Raw genomic sequence first — 14,813 nt, 5'->3', positions numbered from 1 at the left:
AAGAGCGAATCTTGTCGCGCCTCAAGCCACACATGTTTTTTGATGATCAGCGCTCTCATCTTGAGTCAGGCGCAGGGGATATTCCCATGGTGCATATTCCTTTTGGGGTAGCGAATACGCTCAAGTGAGAAAAGCTGATAATGACTATTGAAGTTGGAAACTAAAGTATCCGGCCCACTTCAATTAGTGTGTGAATCGCCATTCTTCCTTGAGACAGCTTGTCAGCCGTCTTTTAATTGTGGTTCATTTGCATTAGTTCAGACTAGACCTGATGATCAGGAGAGATAAGCATAAATTAAGCTGAAGCCAACCTCCTGCCCGTAACTCTTATTAACGTAATCAACATATCCTGCATATTGATGTCGGTGGTTCAAGATGACGACAGGCTTTCCACCCGGATCCGCTAATTAGTTTACAACGCAATAGACCCCTATGTGCCAATAACGGACATTTTTTAAATTTTTGAACCTCGATTGCAAGTAATCGTTCACTCTAAGACGCTCTGCCTTTCCTATCTTAAATTTAATTAAGGCCCCCTCAATTACGTTGAAATAAAGGCTGCAATGCGGATAGTGTTTTTTATACAGCTGTTTGAATATTACTAACTGAGGCGAAAGAAATACGCCAAGATATCCAAGAAACGTTGGAGCTTGTAACCCCGCATTGCTGGCGACGGATTGGCTTTTGCGGGCGTTAGGCGACAATCGAAGCGATCGCCGCGTACCGTCAGTTCGTCCATACGGCATGGATGCCCCGAGTCCTTGGCTCGAGTTGAATCAAGGTCTATATAAATGCAAATAGTATTGTTTAGCAGAAATCTCTTGAAAGGATTATTAGCATGACAACGATTTATGGATACGTACGCATCAAAGAAACAAACGACCCAATTTTCGGATTAGTGGTGGGTATCTTTAAATCGGTTTCTGAATCAGTTGAAGACTGGTTTGAACAACCTCCAGTTAGCCTCGGGTCGACAATCACTGATAATAGCGGCCAGTTCAAAATTGAAATTGGCAAACCAGCACTTAATGAACTTTCAAATCAGCAACATAAATTTATTTTAGCCGTACTTGCGCCATCAACTACGGAAACAATCAATGCAGTAGTATCCCAAACGCTAAAAAAGCGTCTTTTGCATTTCATGGAACTTCCAGCTGTACAATCTGGCCAAACTGAAGCTTCCATCATCTGTTTGTCTCAGAAGCAGTTGGAGCAATTTAAGATCCCGACCCCTAAGACTAAACAAAAGCTAAGAGTTGAGGACGCGGTCGATAGATTGGTGACAAGCTATAAAGAAGATCAACGTTTTCACCAATTGTTCAATGAAAAACTCGCCCCGATGCGGCAGGATAAAATCACGCTTCGGCGCGAGATGGCAGCGAAAGCTAAAAAATTCACCGCCAAACTGCAAGCTACCCCAAAGAATGCCCGTAACCAGCCATGTTTTATTCACAGGAATGATCCTCAATATGAAGAAAAACTAGCTGCTGCCAAACTGAATGCAATGGAGACCAGCCTTGATTGCATAAAAAAGAATGAGGAAGAGAGGTCTAAACGTAACCCTATCCATCTTACCTTAACAGCCTCACATGCTGATCTGGAAAAGGCGGGGATATCGATAGACTTGATAGAAACAGGAGAAGCAATCGATCAAGAACAGCTCTGCTCACTGCTCAATGCCAAACGGGGCGGTACTGAGCTCGTTCGAGCTAGCAATCTACTTGAAGATTACCACATACGTAAAGAAAGCGATGGACGAATTAGAAATGCCTTTTCTCCAACGGAAGAAGAATTACCCGATGATGAATCTGGAAGTTCGGAGTCGCCAGATTTAGATAGGCTTGATACTACAATCAACCAACAGGTACACGGTCAACTATCGGATATGCCTTTACCAAACGGCAGTGCTTTACCTATGAAGCGTTTATTTATTCAAGATGGCACTTTAGTTTGGGGAAACGCTGCAACAAGCGAAGGTGAGGAGGATGGCACTTACAAACCAGCGCAAGATTTTAGCAAGGGACTTGGACAGAGCCCGGCTAACGTACCTGCTTTTCATGATTTTCATCAACTGCAAATTGCTTTCAAACATGTTTGGACTGAAGCATTCGACAGCCAAGTTAAAGAAGATATTGAAAAACTTTACGAGGCTTATAACGAACTCCATGAGGAATTTGGCTTTGAATTTATATCTCCTTCCGAAATTGAGGAGACACAAAACATTCAGGATTTTCTTCAAGAGATCGAAGGCACGGAAAGGATAGTGATTGCCGAAACAATAACAGCTAGAGTTCTTGCACTCATATCAAGACTAGGGCTCGATTCTATTGATTGGTTTTACCTGAGTGCCCAACAACGTAACACAATTAATTATATGTTTGCCAGAGGAAGTGATGCTAGTGAGAGTGAGCGGTTATGGTACTTAGATGGTACGTTATGGGTCGGCCATGAAGCTTTACAAACCGTCAAGAAGATTTTTGACAACCCACAAGGGGTACTATCGCGTCTTCAGCGATTACGGTTAGAAATAGCGGCTCGTTTGAGTGAACCTTACGCCTTCCACTACTTCGCACCTAACTCAACTAACTTTGGTTTAATGACGACTTACCGCCAATTGTGGGAACCACAGCAGTACCAAGTTGGTGATCTGGTGGCAACAATACCGCTCGCTCCTGGCGAGAAGCGCAAGTTTTCAACTAAACAGAACATTAAACGAACGCGGGCTGAAAAAGAGCTAGATAAAGCGCTGTCATCCCGAAGCAGTGAGTCCACTATTACCCAGCGCGCAGATGTTGAAATCGTGAATAAAGCATCAATGCAAAGTAATTTCAAAGTGAATGCAGAAGGTGTTTACCGATTCGGAATCGGTGAGATAAGAGCTAGCACTGATTTTACGCTGGATCAGTCACAAGAGTCCTCAAGCGTAAAAAAGAACTTTCGGGAAGCGGTGCTGAAGGCAGCGCAGGAGTACAAGCAGGAAAGGTCGCTTGAGGTGACAACCACCGATGAATTGACCACTAAAACCACTACCTCCGGTGAATTAAGCAACCCGAATAACGAAATCAGCGTTACCTATATGCTTTGGGAATTAGAGCGGCAATATCGGGTGTCTGAGCGAATTCACCGGGTAACGCCTGTGATAATGGTGGCACAGGATGTACCCGCCCCGCACGAAATTACTGAGAGTTGGTTGCTGACTCATGATTGGATATTGCGCCGTGTACTACTGGACGATTCTCTGCAAGTTGCGCTTAATTATCTGACCAATGCTTTTGCTGGTGAAGAATTCGGCGTTGCGATATATAAGGCTAATTGGGATATGCAGAAACGGATTATAGAGAAAAAGGAGGTGATGTTTGCTGATTTACTTTCCTCTAGAAAAGAACTGCAAAGATCTTATCTTGGAACAAGGGGAGTGTTGGGAGGAACCGAAGCTGCAGAATCGGCTCAAAATTGGTTTACAGAAGCAATGGAAAATATTTTTTCCGAGGATGAGCGTGACAGAGATATTAACGAGCTAAAAAAGGAGTTAGAAATCATTCAGGAGCAGCTTAGTTTTTTGGAGGAACAAGTTAGTGAAGGCCATGAAGAACTTTCTTTCCTTAAAGAAACATTCGACAAGATAACCAGTGAATATATAACTGCGCTAGAAGCCCAAACCAACCGACGGGTAGCCATTGACCAATTGCGAATTCACATAAAACAAAACATCCTCTTCTACATGCAAGCGATTTGGGATCATGAGCCACCCGATCAGCGATTTTTTCGCCTATACCAAGTTGAAGTCGATCTGCCTGAATCAACAACACGAACCTGTCGTTTGCGTCGGGCAACCGATGAAGACATTGCTGCCGGACTTCCTACCTTAGAGCGTTCTGGCGATCGTTATATCCTTTATGGCTGTGAAGCGCCTTCCCTTCCTGCACCGGGAACAAATACCAAGTCACTCGTTGAGATTGCTGATCTGGATAATCCATTGGGTTATAAGGGGAACTATATTATCTTTCCGCTCAAGACTTGCCTGTACCTGACCAATTTTATGATGCGGGAGTTATTTGACGACTACTTCGGCGTTCGCGATCCGGATTTGCTAGCCAATTTCAGTACGGAAGAATTGCTCGAATACACAGAAGCATTTTTGAAAGATCTCAACGATCCGGCAAGCGCATTGAATGATCGAGAGAGCGAATTGCACGTCTCGGATTCAGAACGAGAAAGAATGAGAGAAGCACTACGCACGCTTGTATTAAATAAACTTCAACAACCCCGGCGCGATTCCGATCTGGTGATCGTGCCCACGGGTGAGCTGTTCATGGAAGCGCTGTTAGGCAAACAGGCGTTGTTGGAGGACTTCAAAATGATCCACCGTGGTTATGACGTGGTAAAAGCTCGTGCTGAACTGCGCGAGATTGAACTTGAGAACCTGCGAAAAGCCGCGCGTTTATTGCAGGAAGAGCCGAACCTGGAGGATCCTGATGTGGATAAGCGTATCGTGGTAGAGGGAGGAAGTGATATCCATATAGATACACCGGAATAATTTTTTGGAATTGTCGTGCAGCACGCTTTCAAAGCAAAGGAAAACAAGTAATGAATAGAGAAGCTAAAGAAGCGGAAAGGACCGTGTCGAAGGGAGCTGCATCGCTTACTGATAAAGAACGCGGGCTGAGAATTGATGGTGGAGAGATTAGTGAAGAGGACACTAGATTAGAAAGCCAAGTTACTGACGAAGAGCGCGGTATAATTGATCAAACGCGCATTCATCAAAGACCTCGTCGACGTTTTCGTGTTTGCCCATCAATGGAAAGCCATCCTGATAGCATACAATTTGAAACTACTTTTATTGAAAATTTTGTTGGTGATGATGGATTTCAGGCACAAGTTATTGGCTACATTGGCCGTTGTGTGGAAAGGGCGCGAGCTCCCTCATTAGTTATAAGATCCAATTTGAGAGAGCTTCACGCATGGCTTAGTAGTCAAGGTATGCGGAGCATGGGGCGTTTGCCGCTAGTAATCCACTTAAATTGGAGCCCTGGCCGTGTAGAAGAAATAAGATTTGAGTCTAGGGACCAAAGCAGTTTTTCACGCGATGAAGCCGTTAGAGTGGAGGGCTTGGCTAGCCCTCGGTTCCGTCAAGCTCAGATTGATCGATGGCAAGCGGCTTTAGTGCGCTACGGTCAACAAAGACCTAGTCTCAGAGGAATAGCTCTTCATGCTTGTGACCAAGAAATTGATTTTACTAGGTTTACTATTTGGTTACTGCAAAATTGGGATACGATAAGCCTAAGTCGTGAGGCTCGTTCTTTATTTTGGAGAAGAAAAGATTCCTTACGTTCAGAGTCTTACAGTGCCTATTATGCTGAACTTCACTCTAGATTTCGGAGGTCGTGGCTAACGATGCAGCAAGTATGTCAGGTTGGTGTAGTAGGTGGAAGTTTCCAACCAGGGAGGCCTGGATCAGTATGTCAACAACGGTTTCAAAGATGGTGGACATTGAATGAACAGGTTCTGCTATATGATCAGAGGTATCGGATTTATCTAACCGCTAATAGATCATTATTTGGCACAAGAATTCGATAAGAAATCGAGAAAACTATGCGGTCTGACTCGAATAGCACAAAATTAAGTCTGTTTGGCACGATATCTGTTCCTATGTTGCTTAGAATCCCGGGTACAGTGTACTTAATTCGCGATCCCTCCTGCCTGCTTTTAGGCCTAGATTTTCCTTTACGGGATTCTGGGGGATAGTTTACTTAATTCCTCAGCGCTGGTGCGAAAAATATATTCGACAAAGATGTATCAAGTACAAGGAGCAAAACAATGGCCAGAATGGCTCGAGCGGTTATTTCAAAATACCCTGACCATATTACCCAACTTGCGACCGCCGCCAGTATAAATGGGGCAAGGTAGAATGGTGCTAAGTTAAGCCTGTTGGAACGATACCTGCGCCTATGTTTCTCGCTATCATTTCCTGTCGGGGTTGGTTTAATAATTGAAATGATTTTGGTCTTAGTTTGACTGCTTGGGGTCGAAAGCGCCTTAAATGGTTCTGAACCGAACCAGGTCAGCGGTTAGACAGGTGGGTGCCAAATATAGTCATCTTAAAGATAGCCAACCCGCCACAACCTAAAGCGATCATGGTTACTATAGCATTAACTGTCTGAGGAACGCCTTTCGGAAAAATTACAGGAAATGGGCCGCACAGATAATAAAAAAGTTTATGATAGATGGTTATGCGTGAAGCACTTGCTTCGCCCTAAATCGACAATCAGTTAAAAGCGCTAGGATTGAATAAAGATTCAGCTCTACATTACATGTCGTTTACTTAAAGGAACTAAGAATTTTGAATGGAATACCAGTTATTTGTTCGGTTATTTTACTTACTGGATGCGCATCTATGTCTAATTTTCAAGACTATAAACTCACTGCCAATAGAACAGCACTCGCTAATGTTTGCGAGCGGCAAGGATTCATAACAAAAGATCAATTTTCGTACTATGCAACATTCCAAATGAACGAATATCCAGAGCAGTGGATAGTTGATAAAGAAAAATTACAACGAATGTATTTTTCAAAATTAGAAGAAATAAAAAAAGTTGATTTTGAAGCGGCTGAATTGCAAGAAGAATTAAAATTGAATTGTGCAAAAATTGCGGTTGCTGCTGAACGTGTTAAACCTAACAGAAATACTCAACAGCCTGCTTTACAATCAACTAATCCAACAACAACTAATTGTTTCACTACATCTGGATACACTAGATGCACAACGAATTGAAATAAGTTTTTCAAGTGCTGTCCATGAAGACACCATTAATAAAATTATAGTAATTCATTGAAAGAAAACGGCCATATATCAGAAGATGGGTATAAGAAGCGACAACTAAACTTCGAAGCGGAAATCAAATATGGAAACTCATCAAAAACAATTTGAGTCACGGAAGGAAAATCCTACTTATTGGCATAACAAATCTCATGATCTTTTTGTGTCTGCACGCACGCTTTGGAATGCGATGCAAGAAAACAGAGGACTTGAAGTAAATTGTTTGGCAGCATATAAGATGCTTTTGGGAATGTCGTTCGAGCTACTAATTAAAGCACATTGTGTAGGTTCAGGGGTCAAATTTGCTGATACTCATGATTTAGCAGCATTGGCAAGAACTGCCAATTTTCCTATATCTAATGACGAGAATGGAATACTGAAAGTCTTGTCTGAATATATCATCTGGGATGGACGATACCCTGTTCCAAAGAAAGCTCAGCACCTAGAAAACCATTGGAAGAACCAGAAAAAAGTACTTAACGATAAGGAAAAGCTTGGGAGCCTAACTGTGCTTTTTTCAAATGATAAGCTCGATTTTGAGTATTTTCTTCCGATTTGGCGAAAATATTCAGACCTATTCATGGAGAGGTATAATTGGGCAGCTGAGGGCGATTGTGACCTAATTGGTTTGGCTGATTACGTGCCAAATCAATTCTAGGTTAGTCCTTCAGGAAAGTGCCAGAAGGGACGAATAATAGGCTGACCCTACTACTAAATAGGCTCGATTTTATGAACGTTTACACAGTATATTTGTAGGTTGGTAATACTCATGCCTATTTTCATAAACTAGAACGACACAAGTGATTGTATTGCCGCCTTGGCTGAGTTAAAAGTTTAAGTAAATCAGACAGATGGGTGTCTAGCATGGGTAGATATACGGAGCGCTTATAAAAAGCTTATGTATATCAATTGTTAATACGAATGCGCGGTTTGCCACGGAAGAGGCCTCTGTATTTCTAAAAAATTCCCCTCCTTTCAAGCGATTACATCTGTTTTTAATGATTAACGGTGTGGGTGGATACACGGACCCCCGTATATATAAATGTTAGCTTTCACGAGGCATTATGATAATTTTCAAATATATGTCATTTATGACGGCCGACAAAGTTATTGAAAATAACTCTATTGGTTTTAGTTCACTTGAGGATTTAAACGATCCTTTTGAAGGAGCTGCCTTATGTTATGAGGCAAGTGAGGAGCTGACATCTAACGTACAATTTAATGCGCACTTCAATAACTTGAGTCGTAAGTTTGCATTGCTCTCGGCAACAAGAAATCCTTTAAATTCTTTAATGTGGTCGCATTATGGCGATGATCATAGAGGTGTTGTATTGGGCATCGATGCCAATGTGGCGGGGTTTAATGATACAGAGTGCTGTTTGATACCAAGTAACTATGGAGATGTCATATACACCAACCAAATCCCTAGAAACAGATTCCCAACAACAAGCATCGAAAAAATTAGAGACTCTGTTACATGCCATAGTACGTTTATGGATAAGGATTATTCTTTATATAAAAACTCTTTTCTTTATAAAAGCATGGAGTGGGCATATGAAGAAGAGGTAAGGGTGGTTAAGAATATTTCTGGTGATGAACGAACTAGATATGCTAAAAATTTCTTTGAAAATGAATCCGGTAATTGGAAGAAAGAACAATTCCAAGGAAGGCCATTATTCTGTTATCAATTACCAAAAGAATCGATAAAGTATGCATTTTTAGGCGCTAAAACCTACAAGAATATTAGTCGTCTAGATGTGGATAAGCTTGATTATGATTCTCGCATTCAGTCATGGAAAGACCGAGGCGTTATTATTAAGAACGTTCGTCAAGCTAATGACTCTTGGAACTTAGAAGTAAAAAGCTAACAAGGCATTTAAACGGACTAAAACAGTGGTTTAGGTTTCGCTTCGCTACACATTTTAACCCACTGTTTTAGTCCGCTTAATGCGGCGTTAATGCCCGGTTAGGGTCGATTGTGACCTAATTGGTTTGGTTGACTACGTGTCAAATCAACTCTAGGTTAGTCCTTCGGGAAAGTGCCAAAAGCGGAATTTTAGAGTTTGCTAAAATAAAATCGCATCTGCTTACCCCTCAGTTCCAATACCAGCCATCAATGGCTACTGTAAAACTCTCGGGATTAATCAGACATTATTCGGTGCCAATTGTAAATTCCAGCGCCTTTATGATTATGCAATGGTTGAGTTAAGTTAACTGTCCCCGGAATTCCCCCGGAATTCCCCACATGATGGATATGATATGGAATCCATTTCTAGCTTGTTACTTTTTATCCAGATGTAAACACTTCAAAGTAGTCACACACACGTCCGTGATGATCGACACCCAAGCTCGACTTCCTTGCGAACTGCTCAACTGGGCGAAGTGGCCCAGCTGAACATATTGATAAGAATTAACATGAATGCCACGTTTATTGGTCATGTTAATTGTGCTAGCGATTTCTGGATACTAGGCTTTTTTCTGTAGCGATTTTGAACGCTGTAAATCCCACCAAGCAAACACGAAATAGATGAATGTGCACCAGATAGTCAGATTGTAAAACATCTCACGATTGACGTAATAGGCGTAAAGATCAGGGCTGTTGAACAGCACGCGCCACGCCAATACAGCTGGTACCAACAATCCGATCACAATCCACACAGCGCGGATAACCTTGGTCAAGACACGGGTGTCTTTGACATGCACACTGCTTTCCTGTGCCTCCAGTTTCGCATGATGTTTTTCTACGCTAGCATTAAATTCTTGCATCTTTTTCTCGGCCTCTGGATAGCTCTTATCAGCACCGGCTTTCTTCGCTAAAACAGTGTAGAGAATGACAGAAACAAACCATGTTGGTAAGAAGAGATACACGAATGGTATGACATTCATGGAATCTAATCCAAAGCCGAACACCAAACAGACCCCCCAAGTTATCAGTGCCGGAATATTATCTTTTACGCCTGATAGGCGGTACCAGTAAGTTTTATATCCCAGTCGCGGAAAGATAAGCTGCTCGGCGAATACAATGCCGCCAATGGGTACAAGAACAAGTCCTGCGTAAGCAAGAATTGGCAGGATGCTACGGTAGATGAAAGGGAAACAGCTACCAACCACCACCACGGCTCCGACCATAAGCGTTATTTTTTGGCGTGAGATTTTAGGAAATACCGCTTGAGCCGCGAGACCCGCTCGATAGAGGTTGGGGTTGGCCGTTGTCCATCCCGCGATAATGACGATAACAAAGCCAGTGGCGCCAAGTGCGTAGTAGGCAACATCACCTGGGGACACTACAGAGATACTCAATTTCATGATCGACGCCGTCGCTGCACCCATCAGTGCCGCAGAAATCCAAGCAACATAGTGACCGAACATCATACCTGTTGCAGTACACAGGCCATAGACAGGCTTCTTCGCATAGCGCAGGAGCACCATGTCGATGAGACCAAAATGCGCGAAAGTGTTCGCCGCCCACGCAAAGCCTATCACTTCTATCAAGCCGATCCCGGGTTTCCCTTCAGCATTGATGCCGGTAAAAACTGTCGTTCCCGCCAAACTCATGAAATCCGAGAAACTAGCCAGGGTCGTGTAGCCGGTCAGTGATTCGTTTAACGCTGGTATCAGCACCATGCCGCCCGCCGTGAACATCACCATCAACCAAGGTGTGCAAATGGTGGCAAACTGAGCCACCACATTAAAACCATAGTAGGCCACTGCCACCGCAATCACGCTTGCCGAGGCGGCAATAGCTGCAAAAGCAAAATTGCTGGGGTACGGATAGATCTGCGGAGGGATTTCAAAGAGCACCCGCACTGCAGTCGCCGACACGGTAATCATGGCGGCCGAGATAGCGACGAAGATGAGCACATTCGCGCCGTTATAGAACCGCGAAAATTTCTCACCCATGTTTTGATCGAGGTAGGTATAGAGGCTTAGCCGCGTCTTTACGGCGATCTGTGCGGTGATCAGCCAGAAGCTCAGTGCGGCAAGCGTATTACCAATCAATAAGCCAACCAGAATATCCTGGATTGTTGCCCCCATCGCTACGAAGGCGGCACCGATGACAAACTCGGTCGCAGCAACATGTTCAGCACCATAGAGGCCAAGGAAGTGACCGGGTCCATGCAGTCTATGCTTCGGTACCGGCAGTAGTTCGTCATCCATTTTCGCAACTGAGCGGTCTAGATCAGTATTTTCAGACATCATTTACTTCTCCAATTTTGCTATTGTTAGGATTATCCGTTATTGCGCGCCGTTGTCTTTTTCAAGGAAGCGGGTGCGCACTATTACCTTTTCAGTTACCCACTCGGCATTGGCAATTGCCTCATCAACGGTGATATTTCCCTTTAACGCTTCGGCAAACCGCTGGCCCACCGCAGTCCCGATGCTCTGAAACTCTGGGATCGCAACGAACTGAATTCCGGTATAAGGCACTTCTTCCACTGTCGGGCTTTTCGGATCCGTTGCCTGGATCGATGCGAGTGTCATTTTAGCGAATGGAATCTGCTGGTACTCAGGATTCGCGTACAGCGAGGCACGGGTGCCCGGAGGGGCATTGGACCAGCCTTCCTTAGCAGCTACCAGCTCTAAATACTGCTTTGAGGTAGCCCATGCAACGAACTTCTTAGCCGCTGCCTCGTTTTTTGAATCCGCTGGGACGGCTAATGCCCAAGCCCAGAGCCAATTCGCGCGCTTACCCAGCCCCTTGTCCGGCGCGAGCGCGAAGCCGACATTGTCGGCTACATCAGAGTCTGCGTTGGTCACGAACTGGCCAGCGGCCGTAGCGTCAATCCATATCGCACACTTGCCAGCTTGGAACAGGGCAAGGTTTTCATTGTAACCATTTGTCGCTGCATCTGGCGGACCGACTGCCTGCACGAGTGCAACGTAGTCAGTGAGCGTTGCTTTCCAAGCATCAGCATCAAGCTGTGGTTTCCAATCCATATCAAACCAACGAGCGCCATAGGAATTGGCCATAGCGGTCAGGAATGCCATGTTTTCACCCCAACCCGCCTTACCACGCAGGCAAATGCCATACACTTCATTGCTCTTATCGGCTAGCTTTCCGGCAGCATCTTTGATGAAATCCCACGTGGGCTTGTCGGGCATTTCAAGCCCCGCCTTTTCAAACAGATCGGTGCGATACATGGTAAATGAAGACTCACCATAAAACGGGGCGGCATACATAATGCCGTTATGCGACAGACCCTCACGGATCGGCGGTAGGATATCATCAATGTCGTAGCTCGCCGGTAAATCGTCGAGTGGTGAAAGCCAGCCGCGTTCTGCCCAGATGGGTGCCTCATACATACCGATTGTCAGTACGTCGAATTGCCCTCCTTTGGTCGCAATGTCAGTGGTGACGCGCTGACGCAGCACGTTTTCTTCTAGCGTAACCCAATTTAGCTCAATACCTGGGTTGTCCTTCTTGAAATCGTTGGTGAGCTTTTGCATCCGGACCATGTCACCGTTATTCACGGTGGCAATCGTTAGTGTCTCGGCAAACGCACTTGACGAAACACCTAAACAAACAAACGCTGCAGCTAGGACGGTTTTTTTTGCTGATATCATTTTGATTCCTCCAAAACATTTCATGAACGGAAGAGGCAGTTAGGGGTATACGTCGCAAGCCAATCCCATTGTCTGGTTCAAGTTGCTAATATCGAGAATATTACCGCTTTCTATAGCCTCGAAAGCTAAGAATGTGGTCTTGGTAGATACTGTTTAAAATTGTGCTCGCCACGGAAAACATACTACTTTAATTTAAAATTGCAACTAAGGGTCTATCTACATAAAGGTACAAAACGCGACATAGAAATTACTTCAAAGGTTAACTCTGTTTCTGGCCAACAAGCGTGTAACCGTTGAAGGATGTACCTGAAATAACCAGGATTCCGGGGACAGTTTACTTAACTCAGCCTACTTCGGGTCGAAAGTAACCTATTTGTTTGGACGACTCAGGGCGTGAAGCAGACCTTGGAAAAGAGGGAGTAGGGAGCTAAACAGAGCATGCTTATAGACCATAAGTACACCCTTTCTCTTCAGGCTAGGGACCGCGTACTGTTCAAGTCCCAGGTCTATGGAGTGGTAGGAATTCTGTTAGTACATGGTTGCTGTATTCCGTTTACAGACATCCGCTTTTAACAAGCCGGTCACTATACCAGTGGATTAAGTGGAGCTCTCGCGTGATACTCATCATCTGCTGGTAACGACTCTTCTCCAGAATTCGGCAGCATCAACATTGGAGACATCAGCAAGTTACTCAACTCCGCAAGTAGATCCGATGTTGATAGCATAGAATAGAACCGCCTATATGCAGGAAAGTCATTATATAGGCGGTGAAAGCCGGGCGATTACACTGCCATAGTGGCAGAATAAGCTCGTTCAGAGATTAAATAGAACTTAATCGCTAACTCCTTAATTACGACCAGATATGACACCACCGTCTACGTCCCAAATCGCGCCCGTTACCCAACTTGACTGCTCTGAAAGCAAGAAGCAAATGCTGTTGGCGACATCTTCTGGTGTACCAATCCGGCCAATCGGATGGAAAGAGTTAAACCCTTCTAATGCCGAATCTACTTCTTCTGGGCTGATAAAAGCTTCATAAATCGGCGTTTTAACGACTGCTGGCGACACGGCATTCACACGAATATTGTGATCGGATAACTCCATTGCCATATGTTGAGTTAATGCGTGTAGCCCCGATTTTGCCATTGAGTAAGCAGAAGACGGTGTGGCTTTAATGGCTTGTTTTGCCCACATGGATCCAATATTAACGATGTTACCACCACCGTTGGCGATCATCTTTTTCGCCACAGCTTGAGTGATTTTAAATGTCGCTTTGTTCAATTCATGGTACAGGTCGTAATCGTGTTCCGTGTGTTCTATAAAGCTCTTCGGATTGAAATAACCGGCTGCATTGACAAGGTAATCAATGTCTTTATCCAGTGCAGTAATGCGCTCAACAAATTGATTGACGCTTTGGGGGTCATATAGGTTCAATTGAATCCCATCGACATCGCCGACTTGGCTAAGCTGAGTAACAGCACGATCCAGCTTTTCAGAATTGTTACCTACAATGGTCACAGAAACATTGTGCTCAGCAAGTTGTTTTGCTGTTTCAAAGCCTATACCACTAGAGCCACCAATGATGAGTGCTATTCCAGATTGAGTAAAAGTCATTTCTTTTATCCTAAGTAGTGGGAAAGTGGTAATCTTAGGCTTGGGTTAACCCACTGAATAGTAAGTACAAATTAGTAAGCTAGGTACTTTTTGGTACATCTTTATGAATAACAAAGAAAAAAAGCTCCAAAGAAAATCTGCACCGAAAAATAGCACACGCATGGTAGAAACCATTTATGGCTGCAAGTGGTCGTTGACCGTGTATCAACTGCTGGCTCATGGCATTAATAGACCGGGCGAAATGGTACGCAATGTGGAAGGGTTGAGCACAAAAGTGTTGAACCAATGCCTTAAAAAAAATATTGAGTTCGGCATCTTAGATAAAGTGGTGTTCAACGAATCACCTCCTCGAGTGGAGTATCACGTGACCGAGTTTGGTGGGAAGTTCTTAGGAATTTTGGAGCAGCTTGAGGCTCTGCAAGAAGAAATTAATAACAACTAAGGGTCTTTATAAAGATTAGGGCTATAACATAGCCAGTTACACGTGGAGGATTGAGTAGTTTGACTGTGGTCTCGATATTATTTAGGGCATGAAGGCTGATGGTATCGAGTGCTTAATAGAGCTGAATAGTTAAACCCGGTATCCATGTGAATACCGGATTTTTACAGCCAGAGGGGCGGTTAAACCAAAATCTTTTCGTTAATTGATCGGCACTAACCAAAGTAAAGCCTTCAACTGTAGTAGCTCAGACTTGATCTGACAGTTACCCGTTCTCAAACGATGCCTGTCAGTTTAGATTTGAGCTAAGTTTTTCTCAGCCCAAATCGATTTACCATCATGCAATGTATCCATCGGTGTTCTACCGCAACACATTTT

Annotated in this window: 10 protein-coding genes; 7 read left to right on the top strand and 3 right to left on the bottom strand. The window is 44.0% G+C overall.

The genetic code is table 11. The features are described 5' to 3' along the window. The first annotated feature begins 11 nt into the window (after positions 1-11). From ABY436_RS15225 to ABY436_RS15200, 6 genes are all read left to right on the top strand, one after another. Complete coding sequence (locus ABY436_RS15225; protein ID WP_372739792.1) at positions 12-128, top strand: 5'-nucleotidase; 117 nt, start codon at positions 12-14, stop codon at positions 126-128. Between the two features lie 710 nt (positions 129-838). Further along, positions 839-4,537 carry a hypothetical protein gene (locus ABY436_RS15220; protein WP_372739791.1) on the top strand — a complete coding sequence of 1,233 codons (3,699 nt, stop codon included), beginning with the start codon at positions 839-841 and terminating at the stop codon, positions 4,535-4,537. A 50-nt stretch (positions 4,538-4,587) separates the two neighbouring features. Further along, complete coding sequence (locus ABY436_RS15215; protein WP_372739790.1) at positions 4,588-5,577, top strand: hypothetical protein; 990 nt, start codon at positions 4,588-4,590, stop codon at positions 5,575-5,577. 817 nt (positions 5,578-6,394) lie between these two features. Beyond that, positions 6,395-6,772, top strand: coding sequence for a hypothetical protein (locus ABY436_RS15210; RefSeq protein ID WP_372739789.1), 378 nt, complete (start codon positions 6,395-6,397; stop codon positions 6,770-6,772). Positions 6,773-6,902: 130 nt separating this feature from the next. Next, on the top strand, positions 6,903-7,475 hold the full coding sequence (locus ABY436_RS15205) for a hypothetical protein (RefSeq protein WP_372739788.1): 573 nt from the start codon (positions 6,903-6,905) through the stop codon (positions 7,473-7,475). Between the two features lie 406 nt (positions 7,476-7,881). Further along, positions 7,882-8,685, top strand: coding sequence for a DUF2971 domain-containing protein (locus tag ABY436_RS15200; RefSeq protein WP_372739787.1), 804 nt, complete (start codon positions 7,882-7,884; stop codon positions 8,683-8,685). A 598-nt stretch (positions 8,686-9,283) separates the two neighbouring features. Here ABY436_RS15200 and ABY436_RS15195 read toward each other — a convergent pair. The 3 genes from ABY436_RS15195 to ABY436_RS15185 form a co-directional block, all read right to left on the bottom strand. Next, on the bottom strand, positions 9,284-11,017 hold the full coding sequence (locus tag ABY436_RS15195) for a cytosine permease (RefSeq protein WP_372739786.1): 1,734 nt from the start codon (positions 11,015-11,017) through the stop codon (positions 9,284-9,286). Positions 11,018-11,053: 36 nt separating this feature from the next. Beyond that, a complete protein-coding gene (locus tag ABY436_RS15190) occupies positions 11,054-12,382 on the bottom strand; it encodes a sugar ABC transporter substrate-binding protein (protein ID WP_372739785.1) in 1,329 nt (442 codons plus the stop codon). A gap of 846 nt (positions 12,383-13,228) precedes the next feature. After that, complete coding sequence (locus ABY436_RS15185; RefSeq protein ID WP_372739784.1) at positions 13,229-13,996, bottom strand: SDR family NAD(P)-dependent oxidoreductase; 768 nt, start codon at positions 13,994-13,996, stop codon at positions 13,229-13,231. Between the two features lie 103 nt (positions 13,997-14,099). Between ABY436_RS15185 and ABY436_RS15180 the strand changes: the two genes are divergently transcribed. Further along, positions 14,100-14,438: a winged helix-turn-helix transcriptional regulator gene (locus ABY436_RS15180; RefSeq protein WP_372739783.1), complete on the top strand. Its 339-nt coding sequence runs from the start codon at positions 14,100-14,102 to the stop codon at positions 14,436-14,438. Positions 14,439-14,813 lie beyond the last annotated feature (375 nt).

This window comes from Neptunomonas sp. (assembly GCF_041601355.1).
Classification (GTDB): Bacteria; Pseudomonadota; Gammaproteobacteria; order Pseudomonadales; family Balneatricaceae; genus Neptunomonas.
Note: the sequence above shows the minus strand (reverse complement) of the source record. Positions and strands in the feature narration are given on the sequence as shown.

Excerpts from the sequence above, each read along its gene's own strand:
- ABY436_RS15185 (WP_372739784.1), bottom strand. The coding sequence starts at position 13,996 with ATGACTTTTACTCAATCTGGAATAGCACTCATCATTGGTGGCTCTAGT.
- ABY436_RS15195 (WP_372739786.1), bottom strand. The coding sequence starts at position 11,017 with ATGATGTCTGAAAATACTGATCTAGACCGCTCAGTTGCGAAAATGGAT.
- ABY436_RS15215 (WP_372739790.1), top strand. The coding sequence starts at position 4,588 with ATGAATAGAGAAGCTAAAGAAGCGGAAAGGACCGTGTCGAAGGGAGCT.
- ABY436_RS15190 (WP_372739785.1), bottom strand. The coding sequence starts at position 12,382 with ATGATATCAGCAAAAAAAACCGTCCTAGCTGCAGCGTTTGTTTGTTTA.
- ABY436_RS15205 (WP_372739788.1), top strand. The coding sequence starts at position 6,903 with ATGGAAACTCATCAAAAACAATTTGAGTCACGGAAGGAAAATCCTACT.
- ABY436_RS15210 (WP_372739789.1), top strand. The coding sequence starts at position 6,395 with ATGTCTAATTTTCAAGACTATAAACTCACTGCCAATAGAACAGCACTC.
- ABY436_RS15180 (WP_372739783.1), top strand. The coding sequence starts at position 14,100 with ATGAATAACAAAGAAAAAAAGCTCCAAAGAAAATCTGCACCGAAAAAT.
- ABY436_RS15220 (WP_372739791.1), top strand. The coding sequence starts at position 839 with ATGACAACGATTTATGGATACGTACGCATCAAAGAAACAAACGACCCA.
- ABY436_RS15200 (WP_372739787.1), top strand. The coding sequence starts at position 7,882 with ATGATAATTTTCAAATATATGTCATTTATGACGGCCGACAAAGTTATT.